This is a genomic window from Salinispora cortesiana (assembly GCF_000484695.1).
Classification (GTDB): Bacteria; Actinomycetota; Actinomycetes; order Mycobacteriales; family Micromonosporaceae; genus Micromonospora; species Micromonospora cortesiana.
In genome coordinates, this window is record NZ_AXVR01000021.1 from 32,518 (window position 1) to 47,608 (window position 15,091).

Annotated in this window: 16 protein-coding genes; 3 read left to right on the top strand and 13 right to left on the bottom strand. The window is 70.7% G+C overall.

Annotation, left to right across the window (positions count from 1 at the left end; genetic code table 11):
• Positions 1 to 38: 38 nt before the first annotated feature.
• From rdgB to clpS, 8 genes are all read right to left on the bottom strand, one after another.
• A complete protein-coding gene (gene rdgB, locus K228_RS0111870; RefSeq protein WP_025618632.1) occupies positions 39 to 653 on the bottom strand; it encodes an RdgB/HAM1 family non-canonical purine NTP pyrophosphatase in 615 nt (204 codons plus the stop codon).
• A 49-nt stretch (positions 654 to 702) separates the two neighbouring features.
• The gene (gene rph, locus K228_RS0111875; RefSeq protein ID WP_025618633.1) at positions 703 to 1,428 is read right to left on the bottom strand and encodes a ribonuclease PH; all 726 of its coding nucleotides are present in this window, start codon (positions 1,426 to 1,428) and stop codon (positions 703 to 705) included.
• An 82-nt stretch (positions 1,429 to 1,510) separates the two neighbouring features.
• Positions 1,511 to 2,257, bottom strand: coding sequence for an MBL fold metallo-hydrolase (locus K228_RS0111880; protein ID WP_025618634.1), 747 nt, complete (start codon positions 2,255 to 2,257; stop codon positions 1,511 to 1,513).
• 168 nt (positions 2,258 to 2,425) lie between these two features.
• Entirely contained in the window at positions 2,426 to 3,391 is a 966-nt protein-coding gene (locus K228_RS0111885; RefSeq protein WP_025618635.1) for a PLP-dependent cysteine synthase family protein, read from the bottom strand.
• Between the two features lie 12 nt (positions 3,392 to 3,403).
• Positions 3,404 to 3,742 carry a MoaD/ThiS family protein gene (locus K228_RS0111890; protein WP_025618636.1) on the bottom strand — a complete coding sequence of 113 codons (339 nt, stop codon included), beginning with the start codon at positions 3,740 to 3,742 and terminating at the stop codon, positions 3,404 to 3,406.
• Positions 3,743 to 3,811: 69 nt separating this feature from the next.
• Positions 3,812 to 4,300 carry a M67 family metallopeptidase gene (locus tag K228_RS0111895; RefSeq protein WP_025618637.1) on the bottom strand — a complete coding sequence of 163 codons (489 nt, stop codon included), beginning with the start codon at positions 4,298 to 4,300 and terminating at the stop codon, positions 3,812 to 3,814.
• A gap of 55 nt (positions 4,301 to 4,355) precedes the next feature.
• Positions 4,356 to 4,850 carry a DUF2017 domain-containing protein gene (locus tag K228_RS0111900; RefSeq protein ID WP_188116193.1) on the bottom strand — a complete coding sequence of 165 codons (495 nt, stop codon included), beginning with the start codon at positions 4,848 to 4,850 and terminating at the stop codon, positions 4,356 to 4,358.
• 2 nt (positions 4,851 to 4,852) lie between these two features.
• Entirely contained in the window at positions 4,853 to 5,143 is a 291-nt protein-coding gene (clpS, locus tag K228_RS0111905; RefSeq protein ID WP_018253938.1) for an ATP-dependent Clp protease adapter ClpS, read from the bottom strand.
• Positions 5,144 to 5,310: 167 nt separating this feature from the next.
• On the opposite strand from clpS, the gene K228_RS0111910 reads away from it, so the two are divergent.
• The 3 genes from K228_RS0111910 to K228_RS29175 are packed head-to-tail and all read left to right on the top strand — an operon-like array spanning position 5,311 to position 8,472.
• The gene (locus K228_RS0111910) at positions 5,311 to 6,597 is read left to right on the top strand and encodes a nicotinate phosphoribosyltransferase (protein ID WP_025618639.1); all 1,287 of its coding nucleotides are present in this window, start codon (positions 5,311 to 5,313) and stop codon (positions 6,595 to 6,597) included.
• Between the two features lie 11 nt (positions 6,598 to 6,608).
• The gene (locus tag K228_RS0111915) at positions 6,609 to 7,190 is read left to right on the top strand and encodes a nicotinamidase (protein ID WP_025618640.1); all 582 of its coding nucleotides are present in this window, start codon (positions 6,609 to 6,611) and stop codon (positions 7,188 to 7,190) included.
• Positions 7,191 to 7,230: 40 nt separating this feature from the next.
• Entirely contained in the window at positions 7,231 to 8,472 is a 1,242-nt protein-coding gene (locus tag K228_RS29175; RefSeq protein ID WP_025618641.1) for an MFS transporter, read from the top strand.
• Positions 8,473 to 8,760: 288 nt separating this feature from the next.
• Here K228_RS29175 and ctaD read toward each other — a convergent pair whose 3' ends face one another.
• The 5 genes from ctaD to K228_RS0111945 all read right to left on the bottom strand — a co-directional run bounded on the left by ctaD (position 8,761) and on the right by K228_RS0111945 (position 15,061).
• On the bottom strand, positions 8,761 to 10,524 hold the full coding sequence (ctaD, locus tag K228_RS0111925; RefSeq protein WP_025618642.1) for an aa3-type cytochrome oxidase subunit I: 1,764 nt from the start codon (positions 10,522 to 10,524) through the stop codon (positions 8,761 to 8,763).
• 174 nt (positions 10,525 to 10,698) lie between these two features.
• Positions 10,699 to 11,808: an FAD-dependent monooxygenase gene (locus tag K228_RS0111930; RefSeq protein WP_025618643.1), complete on the bottom strand. Its 1,110-nt coding sequence runs from the start codon at positions 11,806 to 11,808 to the stop codon at positions 10,699 to 10,701.
• A gap of 132 nt (positions 11,809 to 11,940) precedes the next feature.
• Entirely contained in the window at positions 11,941 to 13,737 is a 1,797-nt protein-coding gene (locus K228_RS0111935; RefSeq protein ID WP_025618644.1) for a glycoside hydrolase family 15 protein, read from the bottom strand.
• A 388-nt stretch (positions 13,738 to 14,125) separates the two neighbouring features.
• Complete coding sequence (locus K228_RS0111940) at positions 14,126 to 14,407, bottom strand: adhesin (RefSeq protein ID WP_025618645.1); 282 nt, start codon at positions 14,405 to 14,407, stop codon at positions 14,126 to 14,128.
• Positions 14,408 to 14,629: 222 nt separating this feature from the next.
• Entirely contained in the window at positions 14,630 to 15,061 is a 432-nt protein-coding gene (locus tag K228_RS0111945) for a nitroreductase family deazaflavin-dependent oxidoreductase (RefSeq protein ID WP_025618646.1), read from the bottom strand.
• Positions 15,062 to 15,091: the final 30 nt, after the last annotated feature.

A 15,091-nucleotide genomic window follows, 5' to 3' on the forward strand; every position in this document is an offset into this window, starting at 1 on the left:
GCCGACTTCGGTAGCCGCTGCCCGGGTGCGCAGGTCAGTCAGACCGGCGGCAACACCTTGGCGACCAGCTTCGCCAGTTCGCGCAGCGCCTTGCCGCGGTGGCTGATCGCGTCCTTCTCCGCCGGCGTCAGCTCGGCGTTCGTCCGGTCCTGCCCGTCGCCCCGAAAGATCGGGTCGTAGCCGAAGCCACCCTCGCCGTGCGGCTCCCGCAGCAGGCGACCGGCCTGCCGGCCGTCTACCAGGTGCTCCTTGCCACCGGGCAGCGCCAGGGCCACCGTGCAGACGAAGGACGCGCCCCGATGCTCGTCCGGCACGTCGGCGATCTGGTCCAGCACCAGCTGCAGGTTGGCGTGATCATCACCGTGCCGGCCGGACCAGCGGGCACTGAAGACACCGGGCATGCCGTTGAGCGCCTCCACCGCCAGGCCGGAGTCGTCGGCGATCGTGGGCAATCCGGTGCGCCGGCACCCCTCCCGGGCCTTGATCAGCGCGTTCTCACCGAACGTCAGACCGGTCTCCGGCAGCTCCGGGTAGGCCTCGACATCGTCGAGGCCGATCAGGGCGATCCGGTGCGCGCCCAGGGCGCCATCGAGGATGCGTTGCAGTTCGATGAGCTTCTTCCGGTTCCGGGTGGCGAGCAGGACCTTGTTCATGCTGAGTCACCTTCGTTCACGACCACGGGAGCCAGCAGCGGAGCCGCCCTCACGAGAGCGCCTTCCGCTGGGCTTCGGCCAACTCCACACAGCCGGCGACGGCCAGGTCGAGCAGGGCGTCGAGCTGTCCTCGGCTGAAGACGCCCGCCTCACCGGTGCCCTGCACCTCAACGAAGTCACCGGTGCCGGTGCAGACCACGTTCAGGTCGACCTCGGCGGTCGCGTCCTCGGCGTAGTTGAGGTCCAGCCGCGGCTCACCGGCGACAACGCCGACGCTCACCGCCGCCACCGAGCGGTGCATCACCGTCTCCGGCCGGCCGACGAGGGAGCGGCGGGTGGCGAGCCAGGTCACCGCGTCGTGCAGCGCCACGTACGCGCCGGTGATCGCGGCGGTGCGGGTGCCACCGTCGGCCTGGAGCACGTCGCAGTCGAGCACGATGGAGTTCTCGCCCAACGCCTTCAGGTCGATCGACGCGCGTAGGCTACGGCCGATCAGCCGGGAAATCTCGTGGGTACGCCCACCGACCCGCCCCTTGACACTCTCCCGGTCGGAGCGGGTGTTGGTGGCGCGGGGCAGCATGGCGTACTCGGCGGTGACCCAGCCGAGCCCGGAGCCCTTGCGCCAGCGGGGCACCCCCTCGGTGACGCTCGCGGTGCAGAGCACCCGGGTGGCGCCGAACTCCACCAGCACAGAGCCCTCGGGATGGGTGCTCCAGCCGCGGGTCAGGGTCACCGGTCGGAGGTGGTCGGGCAGCCGCCCGTCAGGTCGCGCCATGTCTGCACCCTATGTGGTGGCGAGGGCGGCCCGCCCCGGGGTGTCCCGGGTCGACTCGGTGGTCGGAGCCGGCCCGTGCCGGTCAGACCTCGTAGCGTGCGCCCGGCCGGACCACCTCGAGCGGGCCGGCGTAGGCGCTGGCGGCGGAGGCGACGGTGCGCGCCTCGCTGCCCCAGGCCGCCACGAGGTGGGTCAGCAGCAACCGCCCGACGCCGGCCTTGGTGGCGACTTCGCCGGCCTCCCCACCGGTCAGGTGCAGATCCGGCGGGTTGTCCACCCCGTCGAGGTAGCTCGCCTCGCAGAGAAACACGTCGGCTCCCTGGGCCAGCTGCAGCAGCGCGTCGCAGGGGGCGGTGTCGGAGGAGTAGCAGAGCACCCGACCGTTGTGTTCCAGCCGGACTCCGTACGTCTCGATCGGGTGGTTGACCCGGTCGACGGTGACGGTCAGCGGGCCGATCGGGAAGGTCCCCGGGGTCAGGGCAGAGAACTGGTACACATCCTCGACGGTGCGGTCCGGCACTCCGTCCAGGGCGGCGAGCCGCTCCGGTGTTCCCACCGGGCCGTACACCGGCAGCGGCGGATAGGGGCCGTCCGGGGCGTACCGGCGAACCACCACGTAGAGCGCGGCGTCGAGGAAGTGGTCGCCGTGCAGGTGGGTGAGGAGAACGGCGTCGGGAGCGTGCAGCCCCACGTAACGCTGGAGGGTCGACATCGACCCGGAGCCGAAGTCGACCAGGAGCCGGAAGCCCGCGGCCTCGACCAGATAGGCCGAGCAGGGGGAGTCCGGGCCGGGGAAGCTACCGGCGCAACCCAACACCGTTAGTCGCATTGAGTCGTCTCACTGTCGCATTCTGTAGTATCCGGGCCGGTTGCCTCTCCGCGGAGCATCGTTCCAACCGCCGTGTGCGCCACGCTGCGCAGCCTACGCTCGGCTACCCGAACGCATGAATCATCCCCGGAAAGGTGTCACGAACGTGACACCGTCCCAGTTGGTGGGTCAGGCCCAGAGCTGCCCCTCCAGCGCCTCCTCAGCCTCGGCGAGAGTGCCGTCGTACGCCCCGGTCGAGAGGTACTTCCAGCCGGCGTCGGCGACCACGAAGGCCACGTCGGCGCGGCGCCCCTCCCGGACCGCCTCGTGCGCCACCGCCAGCGCCGCGTGCAGGATCGCACCAGTGGAGAGCCCGGCGAAGAGCCCCTCCACCTCGACCAGCTGACGGGTCCGCAGCACGGCGTCCCGGGTACCGACCGAGAAGCGCCGGGTGAGCACCGAGGCGTCGTACAGCTCCGGCACATACCCCTCGTCGATGTTGCGTAGCCCGTACACCAGCTCGCCGTAGCGCGGCTCGGCCGCCACGACCTGGACCTCCGCCACCTTTTCGCGCAGGTACCGGCCGGTGCCCATCAGCGTGCCCGTGGTGCCGAGCCCGGCCACGAAGTGGGTGATCGTGGGCAGGTCCTGGAGCAGCTCCGGGCCGGTGGTCAGGTAGTGGGCCTGGGCGTTGGCCTCGTTTCCGTACTGGTACAGCAGGACCCAGTCGGGGTGCTCGGCAGCGATCTGATTGGCGGTGGCGACGGCCTGGTTCGAGCCGCCTGCCGCGGGCGAAAAGATGATCTCCGCGCCGTACATCCGCAGCAGCTGCACCCGTTCGGTGGAGACGTTCTCCGGCAGTACACACACCAGCCGGTACCCGCGCAGCTTCGCCACCATCGCCAACGCGATACCGGTGTTTCCGCTGGTGGGCTCTAGGATCGTGGCGCCTGGCCGGAGCCGGCCCGCCTCCTCGGCCGCGCGGACCATAAACAGCGCGGCCCGGTCCTTGACGCTGCCGGTCGGGTTACGGTCCTCCAGCTTCGCCCAGAGCCGCACGGGCGGCGCCCCAGCAGGCACCGCCGGCGCGAGCCGGGGCAGCCCGACCAGGGGCGTTCCGCCGCAGGCGTCCAGCAGACTGTCGTAGCGCGCCACGGGGCCGCGCCCTCAGCGGACGGGAGGCGACCCGGCGCGCAGGCCGCGGGGAGCGGCCATCGCGGCGAAGCCGGGCGCCCCACCCGCGACGGCCGGCAGGATGGTCACGCTGTCGCCGTCGTTGAGTTTGGCCTCCAACGCACCAAGGAAGCGGACATCCTCGTCGTTGACGTAGACGTTCACGAACCGGTGCAGCGCACCGGTGTCGGTGACCAGGCGACCCTTCAGCCCGTCGTGCCGGCTGTCCAGGTCGGTGAAGAGGGCGCCCAGCGTGTCGCCGGCGCCCTCGACGATCTTCGCACCGCCGGTGTGGCTGCGCAGGATGGTGGGAATGCGAACTTCGATGGCCATGATGCGATGCTCCTAGGTCGGGAATGCCGAAATGGTGACGGGACGTGGTGGGGTGTTACCGCGCTGGAATCAGCGGCCAGAACACTCGTAGTCGACCGTCGCCGGGCTCTGCCCGAACATGTAGGACTGCACGGCGTGCGGGTCCACCCCGGCGTCCAGGATGCGGACCGTCTCCTCAGTCACCACGCCAGCCACGATCCGGAAGGAGCGAATCTCTTCGGAGTCGGGCTCACGGGTGGAGACGAGCAGGTAGTGCGCGTCGGGCTCACCGGCGAAGGAGACGTCGGTGCGCGATGGGTACGCCTCGGTCGCGGTGTGCGAGTGGTAGATAACGACGGGCGCCTCGTCCCGGTCGTCCATCTCCCGCCACACCCGCAACTGCTCCATCGAGTCGAACTCGTAGAACGTCATGGAACGGGCGGCGTTCTCCATCGGGATGTGCCGAGTGGCAAGGTCGCTACCGGTGGGACCGGCGACCACGCCGCACGCCTCGTCGGGGTGATCCCGACGGGCATGGGCCACGATCGCGTCCACGATCGCCCGGTCAATGCTCAGCACGCCGACCAGCGTAGCGTCTGCCCGTGCTGGCCGGCGAGGTGGTAGCGGTCACGGATCAGTCGATCAATGCGCTGAGCAGGGACTCCTGCAAGTAGCCCAGGTACGCGTAGACCGACAGTTGGAACATCCGACTGGACCCCGGGTCGGTGGCGACCGCGTCATCGAGCTCCGCGCCGAGGTCGGTGCTGTCCCGGATCTCGAGCCGGACGCCCATCGCCAGCCGGGCGTCGTTGAGCGCCCGCAACCACGCCTCGGCCGCCTCGCCGTCGAGGCGGACCTCGCCACCGGCGTCGTCGGGGAGCGCCGCGAGGATCGCGCCGGCCTGGTCGATCTTCGCCGTCTTCAGGTCGCCCTCGGTGTACCGACGAAACTCGGCGGTGTCCGCCGCGTCGTCCGGGTAGGCCTCCGGGAAGAGCCGCACGACCACCGGGTCGGCGTGGTCGAACGCGTCGGTGAGCAGGCCGACCACCTCAGTGGCGACCTTCCGCAGGACCCGGACCTCGTCTACCGCGAAGGTGGCCACGTAGTGACCACTACAGCGCTGGAACATGCTCACGCCCGATCCACCGTCGCCCACAGCCCGTACGCGTGCAGCTGCGACGCGTCGTGCTCCATCCGTTCCCGGGTACCGCTGGAGACAACCGCCTTGCCCTTGTGGTGAACGTCCAGCATGAGCTGCTCGGCCCGCCCTCGGCTGTAGCCGAACAACTTCTGAAAGACCCAGGTCACGTACGCCATCAGGTTGACCGGGTCGTCCCAAACGATCGTCACCCACGGTCGGTCGGGCGCCGGCACCTCGTCGGTGTCCGGCGTCTCGAGTGGTGCAACCTGTGGAGCCGCCATGCCCCCATCGTGCCACCGGATCCACCGAATCGAGGAACCGGAACCCCGACCGGTCACCAAGCGACGTCGTCGCGGGCGCCAAGGCCCGAAAGAAGGTGACGGCCGGCACCACGAATGTTCCTGGGCCACGACGGCACGGATCGCGCGGGAACTCTAGGCTGAGCCGGGTGAGCACCCTGGGCCCCGCGCTGCTGACCGACCACTACGAGCTGACCATGGTCCGCGCCGCGCTGCGGGACGGCACCGCCGACCGCCGCTGCGTGTTCGAGGTGTTCAGCCGGCGGCTACCGACCGGGCGCCGCTACGGTGTCGTGGCGGGTACCGGCCGATTGGTGGAGCTGATCCGAAATTTCCGCTTCGATGCGGATGAGGTGGATTTCCTCCGGCGAACCGGGGTGGTGGACGACGCCACCGCGCAGTGGCTCACCACCTACCGGTTCACCGGCGACATCGACGGCTACGCCGAGGGGGAACTCTTCTTCCCCGGATCGCCGATCCTCACCGTCTCGGGCACCTTCGCCGAGTGCGTCGTGCTGGAGACGCTGGTGCTGTCGGTGCTCAACCATGACTGCGCCACCGCAGCGGCCGCCACCCGGATGGTCACCGCCGCCCGCGGACGCGCACTGATCGAGATGGGCTCCCGACGCACCCAGGAGGAAGCGGCGGTAGCCGCGGCCCGCACGGCCTACCTGGCCGGCTTCCGGTTCACCTCCAACCTGGCCGCCGGCGAGCGCTACGGCATTCCCACCGCGGGCACCGCCGCGCACGCGTTCACCCTGCTGCACGAGGATGAGCGGACGGCGTTCGCCTCCCAGGTGGCAACGCTGGGCAAGGACACCACCCTGCTGGTCGACACGTACGACATCAGCCAGGGCATCCGCAACGCCATCGCGGTGGCCGGGCCGGACCTGCGGGCGATCCGGATCGACTCCGGCGACCTGGCGGTCATGGCGCAGCAGTCCCGGGACCTGCTCGACTCGCTCGGCGCCACCGAAACGAAGATCATCGTCTCCGGTGACCTCGACGAGTACGCCATCGCCGCACTCGCCGCCGAACCAGTGGACATGTACGGCGCGGGCACCGCCGTCGTCACCGGCTCCGGCGCACCGACCGCCAGCCTGGTCTACAAGCTCGTCGAAGTCGAGGGGCGCCCGGTGGTCAAGCGCTCCGAACAGAAGGCCACCATCGGCGGCCGCAAGGTGGCGGTCCGCCGACACAAGCCGACCGGCACCGCCACCGAGGAGGTAATCGTGCCGCAGGGCGTGCCGGAGCGACAGCCCAACGACCGACTGCTGCAACGCACCTACCTGGCGGGGGGTGCGGTGACGGCGCAGCCGACGCTGGACGAGTCGCGGGAGCACCTGCGGCAGTGCCTGATCTCGATCCCCTGGGAAGGACTAAAGCTCTCCGCCGGCGATCCGGCCATTCCGGTCACGGTCGTACCGGCCGACTGAAGGGGCAGCACATGGGCAACGCCTTGATCATTGTGGATGTACAGAACGACTTCTGCGAGGGCGGCTCACTCGCCGTCGGCGGGGGCGCCAGCGTCGCGGCCGGGGTCAGCCAACTCCTCGCCGCCGAGCCGGACAGTTGGGACCACGTGGTGGCGACGAAGGACTACCACATCGATCCCGGGGCGCACTTCGGCGATCCGCCGGACTTCGTCGACTCGTGGCCCCCACACTGCGTGGTGGGGACGCCCGGCTCGGAATTCCACCCCGACCTGGTCACCGACCAAATCGAGGTGATCTTCCACAAGGGTGAGCACGCCGCCGCTTACTCCGGTTTCGAGGGGCACACGGACCAGGGCGAGTGCCTGGCCGACTGGCTTCGGCGGCACGGGGTTGACCAAGTGGAGATCGTCGGGCTCGCCACCGACTTCTGTGTCCGGGCCACCGCCCTGGACGCGGCCGAGGAGGGGTTTCAGACCACCGTCCGGCTGGACCTGACCGCCGCCATCGGGCCCGAAACGGCCGACGCGGCACTACGGGCCTTCGCCGACGCGGGGATCAGCACCCGGGGAACGCCTGTGATCAGGGCCGCATGAGCCAGTAGCACGTTGGTGGATGCCGGACCCACGGGCAAGGATGTCCCCGGAGGTACGGACCGACGTGAACCTGAAGCCTTACCGGGCGGCACTCGCCCTGCCCGGTCTCCGGGCCCTACTGATCGTGGCGGTGCTCGCGCGGATCCCGCTCACCACGATCGGTCTGACCCTGACGTTCTACGTCGTCCAGGACCTCGACCGAGGCTACGCCGCCGCCGGGCTGGTCGGCGCCGCGATCACCGTCGGCGCAGCCCTCGGCGGCCCACTGCTGGGGCGCCTGATCGACCGGCGCGGCCTGCGGCCGGTGCTGGTGCTGACCGCCGTCGCCGAAGCGGTGTTCTGGTCCACCGCGCCGCTGTTGCCGTACGCGCTGCTGCTGCCGGCCGCCTTCCTCGCCGGCTCGCTGGCGCTGCCGATCTTCGCGGTGGTCCGCCAGTCCATCGCGGCCATCGTGCCGGCGGAGAAGCGCCGGCCCGCGTACGCGCTGGACTCGGTGTCGGTGGAGTTGGCCTTCATGATCGGGCCGGCCCTGGCCACCCTCGCCGTCACCACCATCTCCGCCCGGACCACGCTGTACCTGGTGGGCGCCGCCATCGTCACCGCCGGCATCGGGCTCTTCCTGCTCAACCCGCCGGTCCGGGGCGCCAGCGAAGCGGCCGTTCCGCGACGTAAGGTGCCGCTGCGGGAGTGGCTCACCGCCCGGATGGTCGCCGTGCTGGCGGTCAGCGCCGCCGCCACCGTGGTGCTGGGCGGCACCGACGTGGCCGTGATCGCGGTCCTGCGCGACAACGGCGACGTGGGCTTCACCGGCGTCGTGCTGGGCATCTGGGCGCTCGCCTCGCTGATCGGCGGATTCGCGTACGGGGCGATCACCCGGTCCCCGTCTCCGCTGGTGCTGCTGGCGGCGCTGGGCATCGCCACGATCCCGGTCGGGCTGGCCGGAGCGAACTGGTGGCTACTCAGCCTGGTGCTGATCCCCGCCGGCCTGCTCTGCGCCCCCACCATCGCCGCCACCTCGGACGCGGCCAGCCGACTGGCACCCGCGGACGCCCGCGGTGAGGCGATGGGGCTGCACGGCTCCGCCATCACCGTCGGCGTCGCAGTCGGCGCCCCGCTGGCCGGAGCCGTCATCGACGCGTCCGCGCCGGCCTGGGGCTTCGCCGTGACCGGCGCGGTCGGTGCCCTGGTCGCGCTGGCGGTGCTCCCGGTGCAGCTGCGCCGCCGCCGGGAAGCCGAAGCGTCGACCCCCGCTCCTACGCCCGAGTTGACCCACGCTGTTTGAGCACCTTCATCGCCGACTGCATGGCCTTGCGCATCGCCCGACGCCCGGCGGTCGCCCCGGCGGCGGCGGGCGGTCGCCCCGGCGGCGGGTACCGGGCAGGCTGCCCGGGGGCATCCCGGCGGGCTCCTAGCAGGCCCTCCTAGCAGGCCCTCCTAGCAGGCCCTCCTGGCGGGGAGGGGACGCCGGCGGGGGTTTCTAGCCGGCCGGCGCCCTGATCGGAAACCGACGACGGGCGCCGGCCCGGGTACTCCCCGGAGCGGCGCCCGTCGTCGGTGCGTACGCGCAGCGTCAGTGGCGGTCTCGGTCGCTCGCCACGTCCTCCTGGTGGCTGGCGCCACCGTCGGCTTCCTTGGTCAGTAGCTTGACCCCGCCCTCCGACGGGGCGGCGGCCAGGGTGGTCTGCCCGGTGGCCAGCTCGGGGAACTTGTGGTCGAACGCGGGCCGCTCGGAGCGGATCCGTGGCATCCGGTCGAAGTTCCGCAACGGCGGCGGCGAGCTGGTCGCCCACTCCAGCGAGTTGCCGTGCCCCCACGGGTCCTCGACCTCAACCACCGGACCCGTCCTGTACGACTTCCAGCAGTTGTAGATGAACGGCAACGTCGAGATGCCGGTGATGAACGCACCGACCGTGGAGATCATGTTCAGCGTCGTGAAGCCGTCGATGGCCTGGTAGTCGGCGTACCGCCGGGGCATGCCCTCGTTACCGAGCCAGTGCTGCACCAGGAAGGTGGTGTGGAAGCCGACCATGGTCAGCCAGAAGTGCACCCGGGCCAGCCGCTCGTCGAGCATCCGGCCGAACATCTTCGGGAACCAGAAGTAGATGCCGGCGAAGACGGCGAAGACGATCGTGCCGAAGAGCACGTAGTGGAAGTGGGCCACCACGAAGTACGAGTCGGAGACGTGGAAGTCCAGCGGCGGGCTGGCCAGCAGCACCCCGGTGAGACCACCGAAGAGGAAGGTGACCAGGAAGCCGACCGCGAAGAGCATCGGTGACTCGAAGCTGATCTGCCCCCGCCACATGGTGCCGATCCAGTTGAAGAACTTCATGCCGGTGGGGACGGCGATGAGGAAGCTCAGGAAGCTGAAGAAGGGCAGCAGCACCTGACCGGTGGCGAACATGTGGTGCGCCCAGACGCTCATCGACAGGGCGGCGATGGCGACGGTCGCGGCGACCAGGCCCTTGTAGCCGAAGATCGGCTTGCGGGAGAAGACCGGAATGATCTCGGAGACGATGCCGAAGAACGGCAGCGCGATGATGTACACCTCGGGGTGCCCGAAGAACCAGAAGAGGTGCTGCCAGAGCAGCGGCCCACCGGTCGCCGGGTCGTACACGTGGGCACCGAGGATGCGGTCGGCGGCGAGCGCGAAGAGCGCGGCGGCCAGCAGCGGGAAGATCAGCAGCGCCAGCAGGCTGGTGACCAGCATGTTCCAGGTGAAGATCGGCATCCGGAACATGGTCATGCCGGGGGCGCGGAGGGTCAGGATCGTGGTGATCATGTTGACCGAGCCGAGGATCGTGCCCAGACCGGAGATCGCCAGACCAACGACCCACATGTTGGCGCCCACGCCCGGCGAGTGCTCCACGCTGCTCAGCGGGGTGTAGGCGAACCAGCCGAAGTCAGCAGCGCCACCCGGCGTGATAAAGCCGGCGGTGGTCAGGGTGCCGCCGAAGAGGAAGAGCCAGTAGGCGAAGCTGTTCAGCCGCGGGAAGGAAACATCCGGGGCGCCGATCTGGATCGGCACAAGATAGTTGCCGAAGGCGAAGACGATCGGCGTCGCGAAGAACAACAGCATGATCGTGCCATGCATCGTGAACAGCTGGTTGAACTGCTCGGGCGACAGGAACTGCAGCCCGGGCCGCGCCAGCTCGGCCCGCATGATCAGGGCCATCAGCCCACCGATCATGAAAAACGCGAACGCGGTGACCATATACATGATCCCGATCTGCTTCGCGTCCGTGGTGCGCAGCAGCCGCGCGAAAGCCGACCCCTGAACCGGCTCTCGGACCGGCCAGGGCCGGGTCACGACCGGCTTGGGTGCGACGGTGGTCACGAGTGGCCTCCGGTTCTGGGTTGTCCCGCTCGGCGCGCTGTGCGGTAAGCGGCCGTCATCCGCAAGGATGGTAGTCCCCGACAGGTGGCCCGGCTGCGTGGGGTGGCCGGGTAGTCTGCCCGGACCCGGGTCGCATGTCCGTTACCCCGCCTCGGGGAGAGCACCCGAGTGGGCTCACAGTGGCCCCAGAAGCAGCCGGTAGTGCTCGCCGAAGATGCGCCCACCCCGCCCGCGCAGCAACGGGTCCCGCAACGCCGGTGAGACGTCCCGGGTCCGGTTTCGGTCTCGGGTCCGGTCCCGCACCCAGCGGGTCCGCGGGCGGCGGCGGCTCTCGTACGCCGTCAGGGCCGCGTCGATGTCACCGGTCGACCTCCGCAGCGACTCGGCGAGCACGACGGCGTCCTCGAGCGCCATCGCGGCCCCCTGCGAGAGGGTCGGCGCGGTGGCGTGCGCGGCATCCCCGACCAGCAGCACCCGGCCCCGGTGCCAACGGCCCAGCTCGACCTCCTCGGTCACGGTGGCATGCACCTGCTCCAGACAGTCCAGCACCTCGGGGATCGGTCCACCGTAGTCGCCGAACAACTCACCGAGCCGGGCCATCGGGTCGGCCGGCGCGACGGCACCGCTCTCGTCGGCGTAGCAGTACAGCCGACCGGGGCCGACCGGAACGATCAGGAAGCCGGCCCGGTGGCCGAGCAACGCGGTCCACTCCGCTACCGGTGGGCCGTCGCGGACCACGGCACGGTAGACCACCTGACCGGTGCGGCGGGGCGGACCGCCCAGGGCGGCGAGGGCGCGGACCTCGGATCGCGGACCGTCAGCGCCGATCACCAGGTCGTACTCGGCGGCGTCACCGTCGGCAAAGGTGATGCCGACGGTCGTCGGGAAGAGGTCAACGGCGTCGAGCCCAACTCCGTACCGCACGGCTCCCCCGGCACCGGTGAGCAGGACGCGATGCAGCTCGCTCCAGAGCAACGCCCGACACTCACCAACTCCGGACCAGAGCGCGTCGAGGTCGACCTCACAGAGCGGCGCGCTGGTGGCGTCGCGGAAGTACTGTCGGCGGATCACCTGGCCGAGCGGGCGGACCGGGCCGTCCAGTTCGAGCCGGCGCAGCGCCCGGTCAGCGTTGCCCGGCAGGTAGAGGCCGCTGTCCACCAGGTCACCGGGGGAAAGCTTGTCGATGAGGTCCGGTCGGAAACCCGCCAGCTGCAGCGCCCGGGCCACGGCAAGACCGGCGAGACCCGCACCGACGACGAGGATACGCAGGGGGAAGCCACCCATGGTGGTGTACGCCTCCGGAGGAGTCGGGGGCACGCGTTGGAGGCAAGACATTACTTGGAGCAATCGACCCACACCAGTGTCCGGCTGTCGCCGGACACTCGGCGAAAGCCCGGCAACTCGCCGGGCCCGCCCCTAGTCGGTGGTCGGATCGGTCAGCCGCCAGGCGGCGTTGATCAAACCGATGTGGGACAGGGCCTGCGGGGTGTTGCCGAGCTGCGCGCCGGTGTGCGGGTCGATCTGCTCGCTGAGCAGCCCGACATCGTTGGCGTACCCGGCCGCCCGCTCGAACAGCGCCCCAGCACGCTTCCGCTCCCCGGCCAGCACCAGGCACTCGACCAGTAGGAAGGTGCAGAGCAGGAAGCCGGCCGGGTCGGTCTCCCACCGCCGGATCAGCCCACCCCCGGCACCCAGGACCCGCTCCACCACGTCGATCGTGGCCCGCATCCGCGGATCGGTGGCCGGAAGGAAGCCCACGACCGGCAGGAACAACACGGAGGCGTCCAGCTCGTCGGAGCCGAACGCCCCGGTGTACGCGCCGGCCCGCGCACTCCATCCCGACCGCAGCACGGTGTCCCGGATCTCGTCACGGATCGTCGCCCAACGGTGGGGATCCGCGCGCTCACCGAGCCGGGGCGCCAACGCCACCGCCCGGTCCAGCGCCACCCAGCAGAGCACCTTCGACGACAGGTAGTGCCGATCAACGTCCCGGGTCTCCCACATGCCGCGGTCCGGCAACCGCCAGGTCTCGGCGACCTGCTCGGTCAGCCCGCACACCATCTCGCGCACCTCATAGTCGAGGGGATCGCCAAGCAGGTGGTGCAGGCGCCACACCGCCGCCACCACCTCACCGGGTACGTCGAGCTGCCGCTGCCGCCAGGCGTCGTTGCCGAACCGCACCGGGCGGCTGTCCGCATACCCGCGCAGGTGCTCCGCGACATGCTCGGAGATGTCCCGCTCCCCCGCCAGCCCAAAGAGCACCGGCACCGGCTCAGCGCCGACCCGGCCGATCGAATGCGCCGCCCAGGTAAACAACCGGGACGCCTCCGCCGGGCAGGCCGCCACCCAGAGGGCGCGCAGCGTCATCGAGAAGTCGCGCAGCCAGGCGTACCGGTAGTCGTAGTTGCGGTCTCCGCCGAGCTGCTCCGGCAGGGAGGTGGTGAGCGCCGCGGCGACCGCGCCACTGCGGGCATAGGTGAGCCCGGTGAGCACGACCGCGCTGTGCCGCACCAGCTCCGGGTAGCACCCCTGGTACCGGTGGGTCTCCCGGAATGCCTCCCACGCCTGCACCGTCTCGGCCAGCATGGCCGACGGATCCAGCCGCACCGACGGCGCACCGTACGCTGGCCGGTAGCCGGCGGCGAAGCCGACAGTCTCGCCGGCGGCGACCTCGAACTCGGTATGCACCCGGTCCGTCCCGGCGCACAGGGTCAGCGAGTCCGAACAGAACTCCACCACCGTCGCGCCGGCCACGGCCGACACCGTCCCGCCCGGCTGGTCGTGCAGGTACGGGGTGAGCAGTCCGTGGTCAGGGCGGGGCGCGAAGTCCGACGCCAGCCGGACCCGCCCGGAAAGCCCCTCGACGCACCGGAGCAACACCGCGGGCGAGTTCAGGCCAAGCTGGTGCCCCCGCGCCCCGCGCTCGGCGGCGAGCGCGTCGGTGACCGCGACGCTCCCCTGCGGCGTGTGGTGGACGGTACGCAGCACCAGGGTCTCCGGCCGGTACGCGCGCTCCACCCGCCACCCGGGACGGTCCGCGCCAACCGGCGCCAGCCGCCAGTGGCCCGCCGCTGGGTCGAGGAGCCGCCCGAAGACCGCGGGAGAGTCGAACCGATCCGGGCACCACCAGTCGATGGAGCCGTTCCGGCCGACCAGCGCGCCGGAGCGACAGTCGGACAGGAAGCCGTAGTCGGAAATCGTCGGCTGGTCCACCTACCGCGGATACCCCGAACCCGCCCGGTCAGGCCGGTTCGGCGCGGTCCGCACCTCGGACGGTCAGGCCGGTTCGGCGCGGTCCGCACTTCGCCGCGGTCCCGCCGTTTGCGCCTGCGCTGGGCGGGAAGAGTCTGCCGACCGGCCCTTCGGCCTCCAGCCCGGCCGTACTGATCCGGTCTCGCCAAGTCCCCGCTGGTGTACCGCCGTACGGCTGCGCTGGTGGGAGACGGCCAGAGTGCGGCGACGTACCGATCCGGGTCGGACGGCACCGTGCGCCCGTTGCCCCACCGCCGCCTGCGCAGCGGTGGGGCGCTCGGGTGTAGGGCCCGTCAACGGGCTGCGCCGGCTCCGGTCGGGCGCCCCAACACACCGAGGGAAGCTCGGATCACGGCTGCTCGGTGAAGCCGAACTGCACGATGCCCTCCTCGTCAACGGTCACGTCCACAGCGGCGTCCCCGAGCAGCTCGGCCGCGTCCGAGTCGAGGAAAATCCGGGCGCCCTGGTTGTCCACCACCTGGTCACCGGCGACGGGGCCCTCGACCAGTTGCACCGTGAGCGAGCCCTCCTCCGGGTCGGCGGCGATCCGGACCCCGCCGTCATTCGCGACGTCCTGCTGATTGGCGAGGTCTCGGATCACCAACACGGCGTTGTCGGTCATGGTCAGCATGGCGGAGCTCCTCGTGGTCCTGGGATTCGCCACCGGCCGCAGATGGGGCCGGGGAACCGGCGGCGATCGCCGCCATGGCCCGGGACCGCGATGGGTCCCGCACGCCAACGGTGCCCCCTGGCGGGGCCTGCGTCATCCCGGGCCGCCACCCCGTACCTGATCGGGTGAAAACCAGTGCTTCAGCCCACCGATCGGGGCCACCGTGCTAATGCCGGGGGACGGTCAGCTCCGCTCGAGGACCACCACCGGGATCTCCCGGTCGGTCCGGGCCTGGTAGTTGTCGTAATCCGGCCAGATCGCCGCCATCGTGGCCCACATTCGCGGCTTCTCCGCCGGGCTCGCCACCCGCGCCCGGGCGGTGAACCGCTCCGCACCGACCTGCACCTCGACCCGCGGATCGTCGCGCAGGTTGAGATACCAGGAAGGATTGTTCGGCGCGCCGCCCTGAGAGGCGACCAGCAGGTACGCGTCGCTGTCGCGGCCGTAGATGAGCGCGGTACGCCGCAGCGAACCGCTCCGCCGCCCCCGGGTGGTCAGCAGCAGCGTGAACACCCCGGGCTGCCACTCGTGCCCGTCCGCGCCATCGGTTCGTTCGTACCGCGCGATGTGGTCGGCCACCCAGTCCGTGGAACTGTCCTGCACCTGCTCGGCCATCAACGACTCCCATCCTTCACGATCGATCTG

What these genes read in the sequence shown, in the direction of transcription:
- rdgB (WP_025618632.1), bottom strand. Translation starts at nt 653, where the DNA reads ATGAACAAGGTCCTGCTCGCCACCCGGAACCGGAAGAAGCTCATCGAA.
- rph (WP_025618633.1), bottom strand. Translation starts at nt 1,428, where the DNA reads ATGGCGCGACCTGACGGGCGGCTGCCCGACCACCTCCGACCGGTGACC.
- K228_RS0111880 (WP_025618634.1), bottom strand. Translation starts at nt 2,257, where the DNA reads ATGCGACTAACGGTGTTGGGTTGCGCCGGTAGCTTCCCCGGCCCGGAC.
- K228_RS0111890 (WP_025618636.1), bottom strand. Translation starts at nt 3,742, where the DNA reads ATGGCCATCGAAGTTCGCATTCCCACCATCCTGCGCAGCCACACCGGC.
- K228_RS0111900 (WP_188116193.1), bottom strand. Translation starts at nt 4,850, where the DNA reads ATGTTCCAGCGCTGTAGTGGTCACTACGTGGCCACCTTCGCGGTAGAC.
- clpS (WP_018253938.1), bottom strand. Translation starts at nt 5,143, where the DNA reads ATGGCGGCTCCACAGGTTGCACCACTCGAGACGCCGGACACCGACGAG.
- K228_RS0111915 (WP_025618640.1), top strand. Translation starts at nt 6,609, where the DNA reads ATGGGCAACGCCTTGATCATTGTGGATGTACAGAACGACTTCTGCGAG.
- K228_RS29175 (WP_025618641.1), top strand. Translation starts at nt 7,231, where the DNA reads ATGTCCCCGGAGGTACGGACCGACGTGAACCTGAAGCCTTACCGGGCG.
- K228_RS0111930 (WP_025618643.1), bottom strand. Translation starts at nt 11,808, where the DNA reads ATGGGTGGCTTCCCCCTGCGTATCCTCGTCGTCGGTGCGGGTCTCGCC.
- K228_RS0111940 (WP_025618645.1), bottom strand. Translation starts at nt 14,407, where the DNA reads ATGCTGACCATGACCGACAACGCCGTGTTGGTGATCCGAGACCTCGCC.
- K228_RS0111945 (WP_025618646.1), bottom strand. Translation starts at nt 15,061, where the DNA reads ATGGCCGAGCAGGTGCAGGACAGTTCCACGGACTGGGTGGCCGACCAC.